We start from the raw sequence: 21779 nt of genomic DNA, 5'->3' as shown, positions 1-21779 counted from the left end.
CTATAAATTATAAATCGAAGTCGTCAAAATCATCACTTGATACTGATGAGTCAACTTGTCCAACTAAGTAGCTAGAAATTTCAGTTTCTTGTGGCGCTACTTGTACATTGTCACTCACTAAATAGGAATTCATCCAAGGTAATGGGTTACTTTTTATATCAAATGGTGCATCAAAGCCAATGGCAGTTAAACGTTGATTACTAATATATTCAATGTATTGCTTTAATATAGCAGCGTTAAGTCCAATCATTGAGCCATCTTTAAATAGATAATCAGCCCATTCTTTTTCTTGCTCTACTACATCCATAAAAATCTCTTTACCTTCTTCACGCAAGGCTTTAGATATTTCTTGCATTTCAGGGTCGTCTCGACCTGACATCCAGTTATTAAGAATATGTTGTGTACCGGTTAAATGCAGTGCTTCGTCGCGGGCAATGAGTTTAATGATTTTTGCATTACCTTCAAGTAACTCACGTTCTGCAAAGGCGAAAGAACAAGCAAAACTAATATAAAAACGAATAGCTTCTAAGGCATTTACCGAACAAATGGCTAAAAATAGTCGCTCTTTTAATTTACGTTCGCTAACCTCGATAGTTTTACCTTCAACCTGATAACTACCTGGGCCTTGCGACTGTAATAATTGTGTGGTGATAATAACCGAGTCAAAATACTTTGCGATGCTGGTAGCACGCTTCAAAATTGACGGATTCACCATGATGTCGTCAAACACTTCACTAGGGTCAGTAAATAAATTACGTAAAATATGGGTGTATGAGCGAGAATGAATAGTTTCACTAAAAGCCCAAGTTTCAATCCATGTTTCGACTTCAGGCAATGAAACTAGTGGCAATAATATCGTGTTAACTGAACGTGCCGTTATTGAATCGAGTAGCGTTTGATATTTTAAATTAGATATAAAAATATGTTTTTCAGAGTCAGTTAGACTCTGCCAATCAGCACGGTCTTTTGATACGTCAATTTCTTCTGGACGCCAAAAAAATGATAATTGTTTTTCGATCAGTTTTTCAAACGCCATAAAACGTTGTTGATCGTATCGTGCAATATTAACACTGTTTCCCAAAAACATTGGCTCTAACAAGGCATTGTTAGCTGTTTGGTTAAACGTAGTGTACGACATTTATATCTCCTAGAAATAGCGCCATTTGAGGCGCGATATTTCATTTTTTAATAGTAATTAAGCTAATTTTTATTAGTTTTTATGCCAGATATATAAATTGGCAAAAAAAGAGGAAAACCAGGTGTTTTCCTCTGGTGGTGTTTTATATTTTACATGCGCCGCCGGCACAATCGTCTTCAGCTTCTATTAGGTTGTCGTCAGCACCATCACGTGTGTTGTGATAATACATCGTCTTAACACCAAGCTTATAAGCGGTTAAAATATCTTTTAATACTTGTTTAATTGGCACTTTGCCACCTTCAAAACGAGAAGGGTCGTAGTTGGTATTGGCTGAAATAGTTTGATCGATAAACTTTTGCATAATGCCAACTAATTGTAGATACCCTTCATTACTTGGAATGTTCCAAAGAAGTTCATAATTATCTTTTAATTTTTCATATTCAGGTACAACTTGCTTTAAAACACCATCTTTACTGGCCTTAATACTGATTAAACCACGAGGCGGTTCAATACCATTAGTTGCATTAGAGATTTGTGATGAGGTTTCTGACGGCATTAATGCTGATACGGTTGAGTTTCTAACGCCATGTTTTTTAATACTAGCGCGCAACGACTCCCAGTCTAAATGTAAGGGTTCAGCGGTAACATTATCGATTTCTTTTTTGTAAGTATCGATAGGTAATATACCTTGAGATAAACGCGTTTCATTAAACTTAGGACAAGCACCTTGTTCAATCGCCAATTGATTTGACGCTTTTAGCAAGTAGTATTGGATGGCTTCAAAAGTACGATGAGTTAGGTTATTAGCACTACCATTTGAGTAGTAAACCCCATTTTTTGCTAAGTAATAAGCGTAGTTAATCACACCTATACCTAATGTACGACGCCCCATAGTGGCGGTATGTGCTGCCGGTACTGGGTAATCTTGATAATCTAATAAGCTATCTAAAGCACGTACGGCTAAGTCAGCTAAACCATCAAATTCGTCAAGGCTTTTAATAGCACCTAAGTTAAACGCTGATAATGTACATAGGGCAATTTCACCATTGGGATCATTAACATCTTCCATTGGCTTGGTAGGTAAGGCAATTTCTAGACATAAATTACTTTGACGAATCGGTGCCACAGTGGGGTCAAATGGAGAATGTGTATTACAGTGATCAACGTTTTGTAAATAAATACGACCTGTACTGGCACGTTCTTGAGCAAATAAAGTGAACAGTTCTATCGCTTTAATACACTTTTTACGAATTGAATCATCAGCTTCATATTGAACATAAAGCGCTTCAAATTTTTCTTGATCTTCAAAGAATGCATCGTATAAACCAGGTACATCACTTGGGCTAAACAAAGTAATAGATTGACCTTTGATTAAGCGTTGGTACATTAATTTATTAAATTGTACGCCGTAATCTAGATGACGAACGCGGTTTTCTTCAACACCACGGTTATTTTTAAGTACGAGTAAGCTTTCAACTTCTAAATGCCAAAGTGGATAGAACAGGGTCGCTGCACCACCACGAACACCACCTTGTGAACAGCTTTTTACCGCGGTTTGAAAGTGCTTATAAAATGGAATACAACCGGTATGAAATGCTTCGCCATTGCGAATAGTGCTGCCTAATGCACGAATACGCCCGGCATTGATACCAATACCAGCACGTTGAGAAACATACTTAACAATGGAACTTGAGGTAGCATTGATTGAATCTAAACTATCGCCGCACTCAATCAATACACATGATGAAAATTGACGAGTGGGGGTACGTACACCGGCCATAATAGGTGTTGGCAACGAAATTTTAAAGGTAGAGATAGCATCATAAAAACCTTTAACATAATCTAAGCGCGTTTCTTTCGGGTATTTAGCGAATAAACAAGCCGCGACTAAAATATAAAGAAATTGTGCACTTTCATAAATTTCACCGGTGACACGGTTTTGTACTAGGTATTTACCTTCTAACTGTTTTACTGCTGCGTAACTGAAATTTAAATCACGGCCGTGGTCCATAAAGCTTTCTAATTGTTCAAATTCGTCAGCAGTGTAATCAATTAATAAATGCTGATCGTATTTACCCGCCTCTACTAATCTTACAACATGTGGGTAAAGCTTAGGTGGCTCAAACTGGCCGTAGGCTTTTTTGCGCAAATGGAATATAGCTAAGCGCGCAGATAAATATTGATAATCAGGTGTTTCTTCTGAGATCAAATCAGCCGCTGCTTTAATAATAGTTTCATGAATGTCAGACGTTTTAATACCATCATAGAACTGAATATGAGACTTCAGTTCAACTTGAGAGACGGAGACATTGTCTAGGTCTTCAGCAGCCCAAGCAATTACTTTATGGATTTTTTCTAAGTCGATGAGTTCTTTTGAACCATTGCGTTTTGTGACAAAAAGTTTGTTAGTCATGCAGTACCTGTAAATCTGTTTGTTGTTATAAATACCCAAAATAGATGGATATAATGTTCATTGCCTCAAGATGATATTTACACAAGGTAAATTGTATTTCATTCAAAATGCCTTTGAATGAAAAATGCACTATATCTTGGGGTTTTTAAGAAACTAATCACAAGATAGTGCGGTTTTCGTGATATTGCAAGAATAAAAGTTGTCTAATATTGGTTGCTTTTTTTACAGTGAAAGTTCTGTTAGTAACAACTAACTTAGTAGCTCTTTTCAATTTTGATTTTTCTAAAACGCAACGGTTATTTTAATTTTTTTTTAGCCCTAAATTATTTTAAGTTATTTTTTAAAGTTTATATGACTAAAGGTAATATGAAAATAATAACTCTTATTATTCAATGGCTTATGTTTTTGGTTGATTCTTGGGCGCATTAATTGACGAATGATTATTTTATCAACGCTAATAGATGATATTTTGATGCTATTATTTAGAACGCTAGTGAATAAGAAGGTGTGATTAGCCACGAAAGTGTACTGATTTTAATATTTATACTCATTTGGCATTGGGCTAGATTTAGTGTTGATAAAACGGGTTAATCGCTTAATGTAATAAGCAAAGTAAAGCTGTTCTAAAAATAACAGAGTAGTGCAGCTTATTATTCAGTGTCGGTTAATAACTCAGTATCAGTTAATAAAGCTGAGTAGGTCTAATGGTGTAGCGACGATATGATCTGCTTGCCAAGTTTGACAATTTTCGTTGTGAAGAATATATCCCCATTTAGCCACGAACGTAGTCATCTTGGCGCTATTACCGGCTTGGATATCACGCAGAGCATCGCCAACATAAAAACACTGTTTATTATCAACATTAATTTGCTGACAAGCGTGTAATATTGGCTCAGGATCAGGCTTTCGTTTAGTTAAGGTGTCACCACCGACCATAACAGCACAGTTTGCAAATTCAGGGTAATAAGGTAAAAGCAGTTTTGTTAAGCCCTCAGGCTTGTTGGTGATAATACCCCAAGGTATATTGTCGGTTTCTAATTTTTTCAGTAATTGAGCAACGCCTGGATAAAGGCAGGTATGCACAGCGATATTTTCTTGATAGTAATTGAGAAATTGTTGACGCAAAACTTCATAGTCATATTGTTTAATAGCTGAGCCAAAACCTAGGTTTAGCAAGCCTAAAGCACCGTCTGAAGCAATAGGGCGATAATCTTTTGCGGCGACAGTGGGCTTATTGTAATGGCTTAAGACATGGTTTAATGCCGCGCCTAAATCATCAGCGGTATCTAACAGTGTGCCGTCTAAATCAAAAAGTACACTGGCAAGTTGCACAGTGGAATGATGGGGAGTTGTCATAATATCGCTCTATTTCGTTATAATTATTTTTATCGGCGGGGTAGCGGCGAAAATAAAATTTTATTAACACGTTAATTTGCACCCATGCTATTTTAAGCGGCAGTTTCAGCGTTAAGTTAGCACAGCTAAACGCGTTGACAGCAAAGAATATAGTTGACATCAAGTGATGAGTTTAACTTATGATTTTCAGTCAACGGATTATAGTGAATACCGGCGGCATCGATGCATTTCAGCTCATACGACTCAGCCCATGCTATTAATGTTGATGGGCGAATAAAACTCTTGTGGTCATGAGTGCCATTAGGCACAAGCTTCAAAATCTTCTCTGCGGCGACTATCGCCAATAAATAGGCTTTTAATGACTTATTCAGGGTAGAGAAAAAAACAAAGCCACCGGGTTTAACCATTTGTGCACAGGCCTTTATAATAGATTCGGGATCAGGCACATGTTCGAGCATTTCCATACAAGTAACGACATCGTAGTGTTGTGGCTGTTTTTGGGCTTTTTCTTCGGCGGTTATTTTTTGATAGTCAACACTAACACCGGCTTCTAAAGCATGCAGCTTGGCAACATTTAAGGGCGCTTGTCCCATATCAATGCCAGTAACATCTGCACCAAGTTGCGCAAGGCTTTCTGCTAAAATACCACCACCACAACCGACATCAATTATTTTTTTTTCAGAAATATCGCCGACATGCTGGCAAATAAACTGTCGGCGTAAAGGATTAATTTGGTGTAGAGGCTTAAAATCACCATCAAGTTCCCACCATTGGCTAGCAACTTGTTCAAATTTAGCGATTTCGTCTGGATTAACGTTTAAAGGATTAGACATAACTACCATCGTTGTTGGTCTTTTAATATCGTCAATTCTAAAGCAATAATTACTGCAAGCCTAGTGTGAAAGTTGATTGACCTTAAATCGACAGCAAAAATGGTGATGTTTTTTATTTGCAATCTAATTGCTAGTAGCACATTGCTTTGTTTTTTCTCAATCAGGTCGTAGGTATATCGATGACAATGATGGTAAAATAAGTGCTTGAATATGAGATATGTTTAACACCCTAATAAGCGCTAATATTTTTAGGCATAGGCGCTTGAATTTAGCTGATAAATACCTCTAAAATCAAATCCATATTATTGTTGTGGTTAATATCTAGCATTTACTTGAAACTTTACCTTTTTAACGGCAAGATTAAGCCATACAAAGCGGTAGGGCATGACAAATATTTATGCTAGTATGCTGTGTTAATTATAAATATAATAATTTCGAAATTTTCTGAATTAGATTTACGTTAAGGGATACCATCAATTTATGACCGATTTGGCGAATAATATTGCTCCTGTCAATATTGAGGACGAGCTAAAAAGCTCCTATTTAGATTACGCGATGAGTGTAATCGTAGGTCGTGCATTACCAGATGTACGTGATGGCTTAAAGCCAGTGCATCGTCGCGTACTTTTTGCGATGAATGTGTTGGGTAACGACTTTAACAAGCCGTATAAAAAATCAGCACGTGTTGTTGGTGATGTTATAGGTAAGTATCATCCACATGGTGATACTGCTGTTTATGACACTATTGTTCGAATGGCGCAGTCATTTTCATTACGCTACATGCTTGTTGATGGCCAAGGTAACTTTGGTTCTGTTGATGGTGATTCAGCGGCGGCTATGCGTTATACCGAAATTAGAATGTCGAAAATCGCCCATTCTATTTTGGCTGATTTAGACAAGGAAACTGTTGATTACGTTGCCAACTACGACGGCACAGAAATGATACCAGCGGTAATGCCAACGCGCATTCCTAACCTACTTGTCAATGGTACCTCAGGTATCGCAGTAGGTATGGCAACTAATATTCCTCCTCATAACTTAACTGAAGTTATTAATGGTTGTTTAGCGGTTATAGAAAATGACGATATTAGTTTTGAAGAGTTATTAGAATATATCCCCGGTCCAGACTTTCCAACAGCGGGTATTATCAGCGGTCGCGCGGGTATTCAAGAAGCTTACCTTACTGGCCGTGGTAAAATTAAAATTCGTGCTCGAGCTAGAATCGAAGTTGATGAGAAGTCGGGTAAAGAAACCATTGTTGTCTACGAATTACCTTACCAAGTTAACAAGGCCCGTTTGATTGAAAAAATGGCCGACTTGGTGAAAGAAAAACGTTTAGAAGGTATTTCTGCTTTACGTGATGAGTCTGATAAAGACGGCATGCGTATGGTGATAGAAGTGAAACGTGGTGAAGTGGGCGAAGTTATCTTAAATAACTTATATAAGCTTACTCAAATGCAAGTTTCATTTGGTTTAAATATGGTGGCTTTGACCAACGGTCAACCTAAACTATTTAACCTGCGTGAAATGATTGATGCCTTTGTTTTACACCGTCGTGAAGTGGTCACACGCAGAACTATCTTTGAGTTGCGCAAAGCACGAGAACGCGCACATTTATTGGAAGGTTTGTCGATTGCACTTTCTAACATCGACCCAATTATCGCATTAATTAAAAAATCACCAACACCAGGCGAAGCAAAAGAGCAATTATTAGCTTGTGGCTGGGACTTAGGTCTTGTGGCTGACATGTTAGCTGCTGCCGGTGATGACGCTGCACGTCCTGAGTGGGTTGAAGAAGAGTTTGGTATTCGTGATGGACAATATTTTTTAACGCCACCACAAGCACAGGCGATTCTTGATTTACGTTTACATAAGTTAACGGGCTTAGAACACGAGAAAATTTTAAGTGAATATAAGGTATTATTAGATGTAATTGCTGAATTACTTTATATATTGGCAACACCTTCTCGCTTAATGGAAGTTATTCGTGAAGAGCTTGAAGCGATTCGTGATGAATTTGGTGATGAACGTCGCACTGAAATTACGAATGCTTCACATGACTTATCTATGGAAGATTTGATCACCGAAGAAGATGTGGTGGTAACGCTTTCTCATGAAGGCTATGTTAAGTATCAAATATTAAGTGATTATCAAGCGCAACGTCGCGGCGGTAAAGGTAAAGCAGCGACGAAAATGAAAGAAGAAGACTTCATTGAACGCTTACTGATAGCCAACACACATGACACAATTTTATGTTTCTCTGACCGCGGTAAACTCTATTGGTTAAAAGTATACGAGTTGCCATTAGCAAGTCGTACCGCTCGTGGTCGTCCAATCGTTAATATTTTACCGCTTGATAAAGGTGAACGTATTACGGCTATTTTACCCGTACGCGAATACGAAGAAGATAAATACATTATTATGGCAACCGCGTCAGGTACGGTGAAGAAAACCGCTTTGACCGCTTATAAAAATCAACGTGCTAATGGTATTATTGCGCTGAATTTACGTGATGATGATACCCTCATTGGTGTTGCTATTACTGACGGAGCTAACGACATTATGTTGTTCTCTGACGCTGGTAAAGTGGTGCGTTTTAATGAAAAAAGACGTGACAGTGAAACAGGCGAAATAAAAATTGATCCTGAAACAGGTCTAGAGCAATGGGCATTAAAACCTATTGGTCGTACAGGTACTGGTGTTCGTGGTATCAAGTTAGAGGGTGATCAAAAAGTCGTTTCTTTAATTGTACCTACCAATGATGGTCCAATCATGACCATTACTGAAAATGGCTACGGTAAGCGTACGGCATTAGATGAGTATCCTGCGAAGAGTCGTGCAACTAAAGGTGTTGTTTCAATTAAAGTCAGCGAACGCAACGGCCCTGTTGTTGGCGCGGTGCAAGTTGAAGAACAAGACGAAATCATGCTGATCACAGATAATGGTACCCTAGTGCGTACTCGTGTTAGTGAAGTTAGTGTGATTGGTCGTAATACTCAAGGTGTTCGTATTATACGTACCATGGAAGGTGAACATGTTGTTGCCTTACAACGTATCGATGAAATAGCAGAAGTTGAAGTATTTGAAGAAAACGAGGATGGCGAGCTAGTGCCAATTCAAGTCATAGAGGGTGAGCAAGTAAACGCGCCTGAAACTGAAACTGATATTGATATAGAGAGCGAAAGTGAAGGCGATGAGCCAACACTCAATAATGACGATACGCCAGAGTAACTGTCGTTAATTTATAAAAAGGCGGTTATAACCGCCTTTTTTTATGCGTAAAATTTAGCCATTTAATTAGCTTGATAATGGTTATATCAAATTCTATTTTTGAATTGATGCTGGGTACCAAACAGGTATGCTAGTAGCGGTTAAATTTCATGTGAATTTTTACAGTGGTTATCATACCAATTTGATTAATGAAGTGAGCTATCTTTTCATTTTCATCATTAAAAATGAAAAGATAATTAATTAAGTAAAATACCAATGCCATTAAGTTATTATCCACTTGTGCTCGTTAAAATAGCCCAAAGCTGTGTTGTTCATATAAAGGTGAGTACTTAGCTTTAGTTTGAAACAATAAACCTGTGTCTTGATTTGTTTTTCCTGCGCACAACAAGATCAAAAATTTAATGGAACTGGTATAATACCGTGAGATAATAGAATAACTTGCTATTGATGATCTAATGTCAGGCCAATTATAATTTAATAAGTTTAATAAATAAGGGTGTAGTGTTAAATGTCTAGTGTTTACAATTTTTGCGCAGGTCCTGCGATGTTACCTGTCGATGTAATGAACAAAGCGCAGAGTGAATTTTTAAATTTTGCCGATACCGGTAGCTCTGTGATGGAACTGAGCCATAGAAGTAAAGAGTTTCTTGTTGTTGCAGAACAAGCTGAAGCAAATTTACGTAAGCTGATGGTTATTCCTGAAAATTATAAAGTGCTTTTTTGTCACGGTGGAGGTCGCGGTCAGTTTTCTGCTGTTGCTTTAAACTTGTTGGGCGAGACTAAAAAAGCAGATTATATCGTCAGTGGCTCTTGGTCTAAATTAGCGGCAGAAGAAGCCAGTCATTACGGCAATATTAATGTGTTCAATGCAATAGATAATACTGATGGCGTTCAGCGTATTAAACCCAGTAGCGAATGGCCCATTAGCCCAGATGCAGCCTATGTACATTATTGCCCCAATGAAACAGTAGACGGCATCGAAATTTTCGAAGTGCCAAATACCGGTAATATTCCCTTGGTTGCTGATATGTCGTCAACTATTTTGTCACGTGAATTTGACGTGAGCAAATTTGGCTTGATTTACGCCGGCGCGCAAAAAAATATTGGCCCGTCGGGTTTAACTTTAGTTATCGTACGTGAAGATTTATTGGGTAAGGCGCATTTAGATACTCCATCAATTTTGAACTATGAGATACAGGCTAAAAATGGCTCAATGTATAACACACCACCGACTTATGCTTGGTACTTAGCGGGTCTTGTTTTTGACTGGTTATTAGCTAAAGGTGGTGTTAGTGCCATGGCTGAAATTAATCAGCATAAAGCGCAGTTACTTTATCAATATATTGATCAAAGTACTTTTTACAAAAACTCAATAGTGCCAGAAAATAGAAGTTTGATGAATATACCTTTTTGGTTAACGGATGACAGCTTATCTGCTGAATTTGTAAAACAATCTGAAGCTCAGGGCTTAACTGCTCTGAAAGGCCACCGCATGGTTGGTGGAATGCGAGCGAGTATATATAACGCTATGCCAATAGAAGGCGTGCAAGCATTGATTAATTTTATGGACAGCTTTGCTCAACAGCATTAAGTGTCAACATGCAATAATATAATGAATATAGCAGCCTAGTGAAGCAATGGCCTAGGTTAAGCGAGAAGTTTCCGTAAAGGAAAGATTTAACTGGAATCATAATGTCAAACCTAGAAATTAAAAAAAATAGTACCTTAACAATAACGGCTAAACCTAGCCATAAAGTCAGCGGAGATATTTTAGTGCCGGGTGATAAGTCCTGTTCTCATCGCTCTATAATGTTTGGCGCGCTTGCTGACGGTACCACGCATATTAGTGGTTTTTTACCTGGTCAAGATTGCTTGGCAACGATGAATACATTTAAAGCTATGGGCATTGAAATTGAAGGCCCAGATAGCGAACACAATGTTACCGTACAGGGTAAAGGTTTACATGGTTTAAGCAAACCAGATGGATTATTAGATATTGGTAATTCAGGCACATCAATTAGACTACTTTCAGGTATTTTAGCAGGCCAACGCTTTGAAACTCGTATGGCTGGCGATAATTCTTTAAACAAACGTCCAATGGGGCGAGTGATCACACCATTACAACTTATGGGTGCTAATATTACCGCCGCTAGTGACGGTACGCCGCCAGTTGTGTGTAGTGGTTTAGCCGCAGATGAAAAACTAAATGCGATTGATTATTTATTACCCATGGCTAGTGCACAAGTAAAATCTTGTGTGTTATTGGCTGGTATGTACGCAGATGGCACAACATCAGTGACTGAGCCTGGCATTACGCGCGATCATACAGAACGCATGTTAACGGCATTTGGTTATCCAGTTAAGTCTATAGAAACTGAACAAGGTAAGAAAATATCCATTGAAGGTGGTCACAAGTTAACGGCCTGTGATATTCAAGTGCCAGGCGACATATCTTCCGCTACTTTCTTTATGGTAGCAGGCTTAATTGCCAAAGAAGGACAAATAACTATTCGCAATGTTGGGATGAATCCAACACGCATAGGTGCCATTAATATTTTACAGCAAATGAATGGCAAAATACTTGTTACAAATGAACGGCTAGCCGGAGGTGAACCTGTTGCCGATCTTGTGGTATCATCTTCGCCGCTTAAAGGTATCGATATTGATGAGCGTGATGTTCCACTTGCTATAGATGAATTTCCAGCAATATTTATTGCTGCGGCATGTGCAACGGGTATTACACGATTAAGAGGTGCTGAAGAATTACGTGTTAAAGAAAGTGATCGTATTCAAGCAATGGCAGATGGCTTAGTTGAGCTAGGTATTGATTGTACCGTTTACCCTGATGGTATCGATATTACTGGTGGCCAGCTAACTTCAGGTACGATTGAAAGCCATGACGATCATCGTATCGCTATGTCATTTGCTATTAGCTCTCTAAGAGCTACAGGTGAAATAACAATTTTAGAGTGTGACAATGTGGCGACCTCGTTTCCAAATTTTGTTGCATTAGCAAACCAAGTAGGATTGACGTTAATCCCAAGTAACTAACACCTTATTGTGTTAGAAAAAAGTCAGCTAGGAAGAATTGAATGAACCAACAAATCCCTGTAATTACAATTGATGGACCAAGTGGTGCGGGTAAAGGTACCGTTGCGCGTATTGTCGCTGAGCAATTAGGTTGGCACTTATTAGATAGTGGCGCCATTTATCGTGTATTAGCCGTAGCGGCTCAGCACCATAATATTAGCGTAGAAGACGAGCAGTCTTTATTACCTGTAGCAGCGAATCTTGATGTACAGTTTCAAACCTGTAATGAAGGTGAAGGTAAAGTCATTTTGGAAGGCGAAGATGTATCCAACGCTATTCGTACGGAAGAAATAGGCGCTTTAGCATCGAAAGTTGCTGCGTTTCCTCGCGTACGTGAAGCTTTACTGCGACGCCAGCGTGCTTTTAAAGTTGGACCTGGTTTAGTTGCTGATGGGCGTGACATGGGCACTGTAGTGTTTGTTGATGCACCAGTTAAAGTTTTTTTGACTGCCAGCGCTGAAGAAAGGGCGCAAAGAAGATTTAATCAGTTGAAAGAAAAGGGCTTTGATGTTAAAATAATGCGCCTTTTGGATGACATACGTCTGAGAGACGAGCGAGATCAAAACCGCAAGGTGGCGCCGCTTGTTGCTGCAGAAGGTGCGTTAATTATTGATTCTACTGAACTTTCTATTGAAGAAGTGGTTAGTAAAATCCTCTCATTTAGCAATGAAAGATTAATGCAAACTGAACATTAACCTATCGCCTACTGTAAGGATGCACTGGGCAACTATTTAATTACCCCATGAAACAATGACGTTGACTGGATTAATAACTGAGTTTATATACAAGTTATGACTGAAAATTTTGCACAACTATTTGAAGAAAGCTTAAAAACGATCGAAACACGTCCTGGTTCTATTATCAAAGGGACTGTAGTCGCCATCACAAAAGACAACGTTTTAGTTGACGCTGGCTTAAAATCTGAATCTGTTATTTCAATCGACCAATTCAAAAGCCTTACAGGCGAAGTAGAAGTATCTGTTGGTGATGAAGTCGATGTATCGCTTAAAGCTACAGATGATGGTTTCGGTGAGACTATTCTTTCTCGTGATGACGCTAAACGTCATGAAGCATGGCAAGTGCTTGAAAAAGCATATGAAGAAAAAGAAACTATTATCGGTGTTATCAACGGTAAAGTTAAAGGTGGTTTCACAGTTGAAGTTAGCAATATCCGTGCTTTCTTACCTGGTTCACTAGTAGACGTACGTCCTATTCGTGACACTACTCATCTTGAAGGTAAAGATTTAGAATTTAAAGTTATTAAGCTTGATCAAAAGCGTAATAACGTAGTTGTATCTCGTCGTGCTGTTATCGAATCAGAAAGCAGTGTTGAACGTGATGAACTTCTTGCTTCTCTTGCTGAAGGCATTGAAGTTAAAGGTATTGTTAAGAATCTTACTGACTACGGTGCATTCGTAGACCTAGGCGGCATTGACGGCCTACTTCACATCACAGATATGGCTTGGAAACGTGTTAAGCACCCAAGTGAAATCGTAAATGTTGGTGATGAAATTCAAGTTAAAGTATTGAAATTTGATCGTGAGCGTACTCGTGTATCTCTAGGTATGAAGCAGTTAGGCGAAGATCCATGGGTTGCTATCGCTAAGCGTTACCCTGAAGGCGCTAAGCTTACAGGTCGCGTAACTAACTTAACTGACTACGGTTGTTTTGTTGAGATTCAAGAAGGCGTTGAAGGTCTAGTTCACGTTTCTGAAATGGATTGGACTAACAAAAACATCCACCCATCTAAAGTTGTTAACTTAGGTGATACAGTTGAAGTTATGGTGCTTGAAATTGACGAAGAACGTCGTCGTATTTCTCTTGGCCTTAAACAATGTATCCCGAACCCTTGGGAAGAGTTCGCTAAGAACTTCAACAAAGGCGACAAAGTATCAGGTAAGATCAAGTCAATTACTGACTTTGGTATCTTTATTGGTCTTGACGGCGGCATTGATGGTCTTGTTCACTTATCTGATATTTCATGGGCTGGCGGTGAAGAAGCTGTTCGTGAATACAAGAAAGGTGATGAGATTTCAGCGGTAGTATTACAGGTTGATCCAGAGCGTGAGCGCATCTCTTTAGGTGTTAAACAAACTGAAGATGACCCGTTTAATCAATATCTTGCAGATAACAAAAAAGGTGCTATTGTTACAGGTAAGGTTATTGAAGTAGACGCTAAAGGTGCTAAAATTGAATTAGCCGAAGGCGTTGAAGGTTACCTTCGTGTTGCTGATATTTCACGTGAACGTATCGAAGATGCGACCACTGAATTATCTGTAGATGACAGCGTTGAAACTAAGTTTGTTGGTGTTGATCGTAAGAACCGCACTATCAGCTTATCAATCAAAGCTAAAGATCAAGCAGACGAGCGTGAAGCTATGGATACATTGAACCAAGCACCAGAAGAAGAATCTGGTCTTAGTGCAATGGCTGAAGCGTTTAAAAACGCTAAGATATAATTCCTAGCAATACCAAGAGAAGAAGAACTACAATAAAGTAGTTCTTCTTTATTGTTTAAATCCGATGGCGCGAAGCTATAGTGAACACTGGAGGTCACATGACCAAGTCAGAACTCATTGAAAGATTAGCAGATAAATTAAATCATTTAGCTGCGAAAGATGTAGAACAAGCTATTAAAGAAATTCTTGAAATGATGGCGCACACTTTGTCAAAAGGTGAGCGTATTGAAATTAGAGGTTTTGGCAGCTTTTCGTTGCATTATCGCGCTCCTCGTGTGGGACGGAACCCAAAAACTGGCGAGTCTGTCGAGCTTGACGGAAAATATGTTCCACATTTTAAACCTGGTAAAGAATTACGTGAAAGAGTAAATCTTTCAATCGCGTAATTGCAGAATTGATGACTAAACGGCATGCTATCAGCATGCCTTTTTTTTGTGTTGTTTTGGACGAACTATTATGCGCCTTTATATTACTGTTATTCTTTTTCTTATCTTACTTGCCATTGCATTTGTTTTTGGTAGTCAAAATGATCAAGTACTGACCTTAAATTATTTAATTGCAAAAACTAACCTTTCAGTTGCTGCAGCCGTCAGTTTATTTACCTCAATAGGTTTTGTGTTAGGATTATTATTTGCTTTGTTTTGGAAGCTGCTTGGTATGATAAAGACCAGCAAAAATAATCAACTGAATACGGAGAAGAAGTCTTAGTATGCTAGGATTATTATTCTTATTGTTACCGGTTGCTATGGGCTATGGTTGGTTTATGGGACGCAATAGCGTTAAACAAAATGACCATTCAGCTACACAAGAACTTTCTATTAAATATTCTACTGGATTAAATTATTTATTTTCAAATCAACAAGATAAAGCGATTGATTATCTACTTGAAGCGTTAAAAGTTGAAGATGATACCGTAGAAGCTCACTTTGCCATGGCAAATTTATTTAGACGTCGCGGTGAGCTTGATAGAGCACTGAAAGTGCATGAGCATTTAGTGCGCCAAAAACACTTACCTAATAGTGCTAAACAGCAAGCGGTATTTGAATTGGCAAAAGACTTTCTTAGCGCCGGATTATATGATCGCGCTGAAGCGATGTTTCATAAATTACTAAAATCAAAAATTTATGGTTTGAAATCGCTAAGCTCTTTAATGAAGATTTATCAATCAACTAAAGATTGGCAACAAGGTATTGCACTTAAAAAAGCCATCGCAAAAACTCGTGACATAAAACTCTTACATACTTTAGCTAATTTCTATTGTGAACTTGCTACTTTGGCATTAGAAAAAGATAAATTTATTGAAGTTATTGAGCTATTAGACAATGCATTAAGCCATGATCCTAATTCATCTCGAGCAAATTGGCTGATGGCACAAATATATGAAAATCATCAGCAATATAATGAAGCCTGCCAATGCTATAAGGCTATTTATGAGCAAGATAAAGAATTTTTTCCTGATGTAATAGAAAAAATGTTTATTTGTTATCAAGCACTTGATGCTGAAGAAGAGTTTTTCCAATTTATCAGAAAGGTTTATGAAGAAACGGGTGCCACATCAGCGCTTATCAAATATTTATCACATATAGAGCAAGTTAAGGGTGTTAATCAGGCGAAAAAATTTATATTAACAGCATTAAATCGCCGACCTACTATTCGTGGTTTTAAGTATTTTGTGAAAATGCAAATGAATGATGGCGAGTCTGAAAATACCTCTGAAAATCTTGAAGTGATCCGTGAGCTTGTTTCAGCCTATCTAAATGTTAAGCACCGCTATAGTTGTAGAAGTTGTGGTTTTAATTCTAGCACCCATTATTGGTCATGTCCTTCATGCCATGACTGGGAGCAACTTAAACCTATACGGGGTTTAGATGGCGAGTAATGCCACACTTTAGTGCTCCAATTTTAAAGTGTTAGCAGATTAATCCTAAAATTTTTCACTTGCTGATGCAAATGACAAAACATAATAATTAACAATATTTACCTAGTAAGGAAAGCAGCATGAGAGATGCAAAAGTCGTTGTGGCGTTAGATTTTGATAACAAAGATGAAGCATTATCTTTTGTAGATAAAATTCAGCCGAGTGATTGTCGATTAAAAGTAGGCAAAGAAATGTTTACTCATTTTGGCCCAGATTTTGTTAAAGAACTTGTTCAGCGTGATTTTGATGTGTTTCTTGATTTAAAATTTCATGATATCCCTAATACTGTCGCTAAAGCGGTTGTAGCCGCTGCTGATTTAGGGGTCTGGATGGTTAATGTACACGCTTCTGGTGGTTTTAAAATGATGGAAAAAGCCAAAGCGGCTTTATTGCCTTATGGAGATAAGGCGCCCTTGTTGATTGCGGTTACCGTTTTAACCAGTATGGGGCCAGAAGATCTCGCGGGAATAGGTATCACTAAGTCACCGGCTGAACATGTACTGGATCTAGCGTCCTTGACTAAAAAAGCCGGTTTAGACGGTGTTGTTTGTTCAGCAATGGAAGCCGAATCACTGAAGCAATTATTAGGTAAAGACTTTAAACTAGTCACACCAGGTATACGCCCAGCAGGGAGCAATGCCGATGATCAAAAGCGTATTATGACACCTCAACAAGCAATAGATGTTGGCGTAGACTATTTAGTGATTGGTCGACCGATCACTAAAGCTGAAAATCCACAGGCTGTATTACAAGAAATTAACCAATCAATTAGTTAGTTTCAACGATTAAATTATACTTATCAGCCTATCTATTTGACAAATAAAGATAAGACTTCTAAACCTAATAAGGTGAATTATTATTTATGATAATTCACCTATATGGAAATTCATTTTATTAGAAGGAAAGTTTTATGAAAAAGTATATCTGTTATTCTCTTGTTATCTTATTTACGGTAATGTCATTGCCACTTCAAGCGGTAGGTTTCAACGAAACGCCAGCAGTTATTTCACCTCAAGAAATACAAATTATTGATATTAATAAAGCGGATATTAAAACTTTAGCTTTATTAAAAGGTGTGGGAGAAAAACGAGCAAAAGCAATCATCGCTTATCGAGAGTTAAATGGTGAATTTAAATCTTTTGATGAGTTAAGCCATGTTAAGGGTATAGGCCAGCACACATTAGAGCTTAATAAAGGAAGAATTAAGTTGTAATTATTAATAATTGTGTAGGGGCAATGAAATAATTAAGATTAAACAATATAGTAGTAAAGTTTGAAAATAAAAAGCCAGTCTGTTGACTGGTTTTTTATTGTCTAGCTTAATCTTTACAACAAGCTATCTAGGGTCAATTCCATCATATCTTTGAATGTTGTTTCACGTTCATCAGCTGTAGTTTGCTCACCGGTTTTAATATGATCGCTCACGGTTAATACCGTTAGTGCTTTTTTACCATACTCAGCAGCAACACCGTATAAGCCTGCAGCTTCCATTTCAACGGCTAAAATACCGTACTTTTCCATTAAGGCAAACATTTCTGGTTGCGGTGTGTAAAATAAATCAGAGGTGAAAATATTACCTACACGAATTTTTTTACCAGTTTTTTCTGCTGTTTTTACCACGTTATGTAATAACTCAAAGTCAGCAGTAACGGCGAAATCACAGCCATTTAAACGTGAACGATTAACATTTGAGTCTGTGCTTGCAGCCATACCAACAATGATGTCGCGTAGTTTTATATCATCACGAACTGCGCCACAAGAGCCAATGCGAATAATGCTTTCAACGCCATAATCTTTATACAATTCGGTCGCGTAGATTGAAATAGAGGGTATACCCATTCCTGAGCCCATCACTGAAACGGGTTTGCCTTTATAGCTACCCGTGTAGCCAAACATATTACGTACGCGGGTGACACATTTTGCATCATCAAGAAAATTTTCTGCTATATATTTTGCGCGTAGTGGGTCGCCCGGCATAAGTACCGTTTTAGCGAAATCACCTGCGTTTGCTTCTATGTGTGCTGTTGCCATGAGAGTTAACCTTTGTTAGTGGTGTTTCAATCACAGTAAGTTTTTAGCCATTGCTGATATATGGTATCAATTCAGCCGCTATCAAGGATGTTTTACTGATATGTCTTTTAAATATTTAAAGTGGAATTCTAACTGAAAAAGCGCTCGATGATCCAGTGATAACCGATGCCGCCTAAATAAATGCCGAAAATTCCGGCAATACCCGATAAAACAGGGGGTGCAGGTATGGGTAATTTCAGTAATGAAAATATCAAGCCTACAACAATACCTGTTATTGTCGCGATAATAACTTCGTACACGTGTTCTCCTAGTTGGTTGTTAATTAATTATTTTAACTTAAGATCAACAATTACAACAATGAATTTGAGTTATTATTCAACACTTTTTGCTTTAACGCTGATTTCTCACTGTCTGATAAAAAGCTCGCTTTCAGAGAGTTTTCTTGTAGTTGCTTGATATCTTTATCATCAAAACCTAAGGTATTACGAGCAAGATCATATTCATTTTTTAGCTCAATACCTTGTACCGCAGGGTCGTCAGTATTTAAACAAACCAATAATCCACGGGCTAGAAAGTCTTTAATGGGATGTTGACTTAAATCTTTAATGGTACCGGTTTGATAGTTCGACGTTAAACAAGACTCAATGGCAATATCATGTTTTACCATATAATCCATAAGCTTCTCGTCACGATGACACGCAACACCATGACCAATGCGCTTAGCATGCAATTGGTTTATTGCTTGCCAAATACTCTCAGGCCCGGCTGCTTCACCCGCATGGATAGTGGCATTTAATTGTGCTTTTTGTACTTGATTAAAATGATCAACAAACATTTCACCTGGAAAATTATATTCATCTCCAGCTAAATCAATCGCAATTAAATGTTGCTTATGAGTAAGCAGGGCGTCTAACTCTGCTTGGCACTTTTCTACACCAAAGGTTCGACTTAAAATGCCAATAAGGTTAATTTTTACGTCATATATTTTACATGCCGCGTTAACGCCATCAATAACCGCTGCAACAACATCAGCAACCACAAGATTATTATTCATGGCCATGTAATAGGGTGAAAAACGTAATTCTGCATAATGAATACCCGCGTTAAAGGCATCTTCAACGTTTTCAAATGCTATGCGCTTGCAGTCATCTAAGGTTTTAAGCACAGCAACGCCCCAATCAAGTTTACTGAGAAAAGCTAATAAATCGCTTTCACTGCCTTGTACTTGCACATGTGGAATAAAGGCTTCAAAGTCAGTTTCAGGCAAAACGATGTGATGTTGTTGTGCTAATGCCCAAATGGTTTTAGGGCGAATATTACCGTCTAAATGTCGGTGTAAGTCAATTAAGGGTAGCTGAGAATGCGTCATAGTTATTGGCAACCTAGATGAATGTGTTTGATGAAAAGTACGACCAGAGTTTTCTACAATAAGCGTATTTATTTTACTCTGATGTAAGATGATTTTATTATACCGTCTTTTTCGTATTTTATGTTGCTATTAGCGTGATAACACTGATAAATTAGTCAGAGACTAATCATCTAGATGTCTAGACGTAAATATTGAGTAGCAATTATTCGCAGTATAAAGAGAAAAAATATGTTTGAGCAAACCGACGACGTTCGTATTAAAAATATCAAAGAACTTTTACCTCCCATCGCGTTACTTGAGCGATTTCCTTCATCAGAACAAGCAACAAAGTCGGTTTTTGCTGGCAGAAAAGCGATAAGTGACATTTTTAATAATAAAGATGATCGTTTACTTGTGGTTATCGGGCCATGTTCGATACATGATCCCAAAGCGGCTTTAGAATATGGTGAGCGGTTAGTTAAATTGCGTGAGAAATATCAAGACACACTAGAAATTGTTATGCGCGTTTACTTTGAAAAACCAAGAACTACTGTCGGCTGGAAAGGACTTATTAACGACCCTTATATGGACAATAGCTTCCAACTTAACGATGGTTTACGTATTGGCCGTAAGTTATTGCTTGATTTAAATAACTTGGGCTTACCTACCGCCGGTGAGTTTTTAGATATGATCACCCCGCAATATATGGCTGATTTTATGTGTTGGGGTGCCATTGGCGCACGCACGACAGAAAGCCAAGTGCATCGTGAATTAGCCTCAGGTTTATCATGCCCAGTTGGCTTTAAAAATGGTACCGATGGTACGATTAAAGTTGCTATTGATGCTATTGGCGCTGCTAGCGCTTCACATCATTTCCTTTCGGTAACTAAATATGGTCATTCTGCCATTGTTGAAACGGCAGGTAACGAAGATTGTCATATCATTTTACGTGGTGGTAGAAGTACAAACTTTGATGCCGGTAGTGTTAAATCTGTTACCGAACAACTTGATAAATCAGGTTTAAATACCAATATCATGATCGATTTTAGTCATGCTAACAGCAGCAAAAAGTTTGAAAATCAAATGTTAGTTTGTCGTGACGTTTGCCAACAAATGAGTGCGGGTAATAAGCACATTTTTGGTGTGATGGTAGAAAGTCACTTAGTTGAAGGTCGTCAAGACTTAGCGCTTGGTGAAACGGGCACCTATGGCCAAAGCATTACCGACGCGTGTATTGGCTGGCAAGATACTGAAACCTTGCTCGCCGAACTTGATCAAGCCGTTATTCAGCGTCGAGTTTTGTAGCAGCTAACACCGAAAGAAAAAACAGGCTATTAATAACGCCAGTCAGTTAATTGCTGACTGGCGTTTTTATTATTTTAAATTTACTTATTATCAGATGGTTAACTTTATCTTATCAATTATGATGTGTTTATAGCCCGTTTTTATGTTTAACGTTGTTGAAACTATTGATATTAGTTATCCTGAAATTAACAAATACCTACACGGTGGCCTACCCCGTCAAGGGGGTATGAAGTACAAACTATTAATGCTATTGGTGAATTAAGGTTGCTGCAAGCATTTATACCTTTAGAAAATTTATTGATAATTTCCTCTCAAAAACGGGAAGGGTCGTTATGGGCGGCGGAGCAATGTTTGAAAAGTGACTGTTGCTGCGCAGGCTTATGCTCGGTTAACGTATCATTATCCCGCTGCTTTTTATCATGCTTTGCTTAACAGCTATCAAATGGTTTTTTATTTCCGGACGTTTAATTAACTTAAGCGATCGTACCTAAGGGTTAACGGTTCACTCGAGAGACTTTCATTAGTTAACATTAGCTAGTATCAGATTAGTTACTGTTCTAATGGATAAAATACCACTTAGCGTTAAAAAACGTCCATTCAACGCTCTTGCGGTAAGCTAATGTAAAGCAATGTAAAGTATATTGTTTGCCTCCATGC

18 protein-coding genes are annotated in these 21779 nt (G+C 38.1%); 11 read left to right on the top strand and 7 right to left on the bottom strand.

Annotated features, from left to right (window positions below; all coding sequences use genetic code 11):
- Positions 1 to 7 precede the first annotated feature (7 nt).
- From nrdB to ubiG, 4 genes are all read right to left on the bottom strand, one after another.
- Positions 8 to 1138 carry a class Ia ribonucleoside-diphosphate reductase subunit beta gene (gene nrdB, locus H4J59_RS00390; RefSeq protein ID WP_182235831.1) on the bottom strand — a complete coding sequence of 377 codons (1131 nt, stop codon included), beginning with the start codon at positions 1136 to 1138 and terminating at the stop codon, positions 8 to 10.
- A 142-nt stretch (positions 1139 to 1280) separates the two neighbouring features.
- On the bottom strand, positions 1281 to 3551 hold the full coding sequence (gene nrdA / locus H4J59_RS00385) for a class 1a ribonucleoside-diphosphate reductase subunit alpha (protein ID WP_182235829.1): 2271 nt from the start codon (positions 3549 to 3551) through the stop codon (positions 1281 to 1283).
- Between the two features lie 678 nt (positions 3552 to 4229).
- Entirely contained in the window at positions 4230 to 4907 is a 678-nt protein-coding gene (locus tag H4J59_RS00380) for an HAD family hydrolase (RefSeq protein WP_182235827.1), read from the bottom strand.
- Positions 4908 to 5032: 125 nt separating this feature from the next.
- Positions 5033 to 5740 carry a bifunctional 2-polyprenyl-6-hydroxyphenol methylase/3-demethylubiquinol 3-O-methyltransferase UbiG gene (gene ubiG, locus H4J59_RS00375; RefSeq protein ID WP_182235825.1) on the bottom strand — a complete coding sequence of 236 codons (708 nt, stop codon included), beginning with the start codon at positions 5738 to 5740 and terminating at the stop codon, positions 5033 to 5035.
- 480 nt (positions 5741 to 6220) lie between these two features.
- Here ubiG and gyrA point away from each other — a divergent pair, with 480 nt between their 5' ends.
- The 10 genes from gyrA to H4J59_RS00325 all read left to right on the top strand — a co-directional run bounded on the left by gyrA (position 6221) and on the right by H4J59_RS00325 (position 17651).
- On the top strand, positions 6221 to 8971 hold the full coding sequence (gene gyrA, locus H4J59_RS00370; protein ID WP_182235823.1) for a DNA topoisomerase (ATP-hydrolyzing) subunit A: 2751 nt from the start codon (positions 6221 to 6223) through the stop codon (positions 8969 to 8971).
- 508 nt (positions 8972 to 9479) lie between these two features.
- A complete protein-coding gene (serC, locus tag H4J59_RS00365) occupies positions 9480 to 10562 on the top strand; it encodes a 3-phosphoserine/phosphohydroxythreonine transaminase (RefSeq protein WP_182235821.1) in 1083 nt (360 codons plus the stop codon).
- 101 nt (positions 10563 to 10663) lie between these two features.
- Positions 10664 to 12022 carry a 3-phosphoshikimate 1-carboxyvinyltransferase gene (gene aroA, locus H4J59_RS00360; protein ID WP_182235819.1) on the top strand — a complete coding sequence of 453 codons (1359 nt, stop codon included), beginning with the start codon at positions 10664 to 10666 and terminating at the stop codon, positions 12020 to 12022.
- A 41-nt stretch (positions 12023 to 12063) separates the two neighbouring features.
- Complete coding sequence (gene cmk / locus H4J59_RS00355; protein WP_182235817.1) at positions 12064 to 12756, top strand: (d)CMP kinase; 693 nt, start codon at positions 12064 to 12066, stop codon at positions 12754 to 12756.
- Positions 12757 to 12852: 96 nt separating this feature from the next.
- Positions 12853 to 14520 (top strand): 30S ribosomal protein S1, encoded by a 1668-nt coding sequence (gene rpsA, locus H4J59_RS00350; RefSeq protein WP_146879902.1) that lies wholly within the window; start codon positions 12853 to 12855, stop codon positions 14518 to 14520.
- A 98-nt stretch (positions 14521 to 14618) separates the two neighbouring features.
- Positions 14619 to 14906 (top strand): integration host factor subunit beta, encoded by a 288-nt coding sequence (ihfB, locus tag H4J59_RS00345; RefSeq protein ID WP_077286743.1) that lies wholly within the window; start codon positions 14619 to 14621, stop codon positions 14904 to 14906.
- A 70-nt stretch (positions 14907 to 14976) separates the two neighbouring features.
- Entirely contained in the window at positions 14977 to 15228 is a 252-nt protein-coding gene (locus H4J59_RS00340; protein ID WP_182137881.1) for a lipopolysaccharide assembly protein LapA domain-containing protein, read from the top strand.
- Between the two features lies 1 nt (position 15229).
- Positions 15230 to 16399: a lipopolysaccharide assembly protein LapB gene (gene lapB, locus H4J59_RS00335; protein WP_182235815.1), complete on the top strand. Its 1170-nt coding sequence runs from the start codon at positions 15230 to 15232 to the stop codon at positions 16397 to 16399.
- Positions 16400 to 16518: 119 nt separating this feature from the next.
- Positions 16519 to 17214 carry an orotidine-5'-phosphate decarboxylase gene (pyrF, locus tag H4J59_RS00330; protein WP_182235813.1) on the top strand — a complete coding sequence of 232 codons (696 nt, stop codon included), beginning with the start codon at positions 16519 to 16521 and terminating at the stop codon, positions 17212 to 17214.
- 134 nt (positions 17215 to 17348) lie between these two features.
- The gene (locus H4J59_RS00325; protein ID WP_182235811.1) at positions 17349 to 17651 is read left to right on the top strand and encodes a helix-hairpin-helix domain-containing protein; all 303 of its coding nucleotides are present in this window, start codon (positions 17349 to 17351) and stop codon (positions 17649 to 17651) included.
- A gap of 113 nt (positions 17652 to 17764) precedes the next feature.
- Here H4J59_RS00325 and deoD read toward each other — a convergent pair whose 3' ends face one another.
- From deoD to add, 3 genes are all read right to left on the bottom strand, one after another.
- Positions 17765 to 18469, bottom strand: a complete 705-nt coding sequence (gene deoD / locus H4J59_RS00320; RefSeq protein WP_182235809.1) for a purine-nucleoside phosphorylase — start codon at positions 18467 to 18469, stop codon at positions 17765 to 17767.
- A 128-nt stretch (positions 18470 to 18597) separates the two neighbouring features.
- A complete protein-coding gene (locus H4J59_RS00315) occupies positions 18598 to 18768 on the bottom strand; it encodes a XapX domain-containing protein (protein WP_182137886.1) in 171 nt (56 codons plus the stop codon).
- A 50-nt stretch (positions 18769 to 18818) separates the two neighbouring features.
- On the bottom strand, positions 18819 to 19838 hold the full coding sequence (gene add / locus H4J59_RS00310; protein ID WP_182235807.1) for an adenosine deaminase: 1020 nt from the start codon (positions 19836 to 19838) through the stop codon (positions 18819 to 18821).
- 228 nt (positions 19839 to 20066) lie between these two features.
- Between add and aroG the strand changes: the two genes are divergently transcribed.
- On the top strand, positions 20067 to 21122 hold the full coding sequence (gene aroG, locus H4J59_RS00305) for a 3-deoxy-7-phosphoheptulonate synthase AroG (RefSeq protein WP_182235805.1): 1056 nt from the start codon (positions 20067 to 20069) through the stop codon (positions 21120 to 21122).
- Positions 21123 to 21779 lie beyond the last annotated feature (657 nt).

The organism is Colwellia sp. MB02u-10, from assembly GCF_014077185.1.
Taxonomy (GTDB): Bacteria; Pseudomonadota; Gammaproteobacteria; order Enterobacterales; family Alteromonadaceae; genus Cognaticolwellia.
The sequence above is the reverse complement of the archived record's forward strand: the minus strand, read 5'-3'. Positions and strand labels throughout refer to the sequence as shown.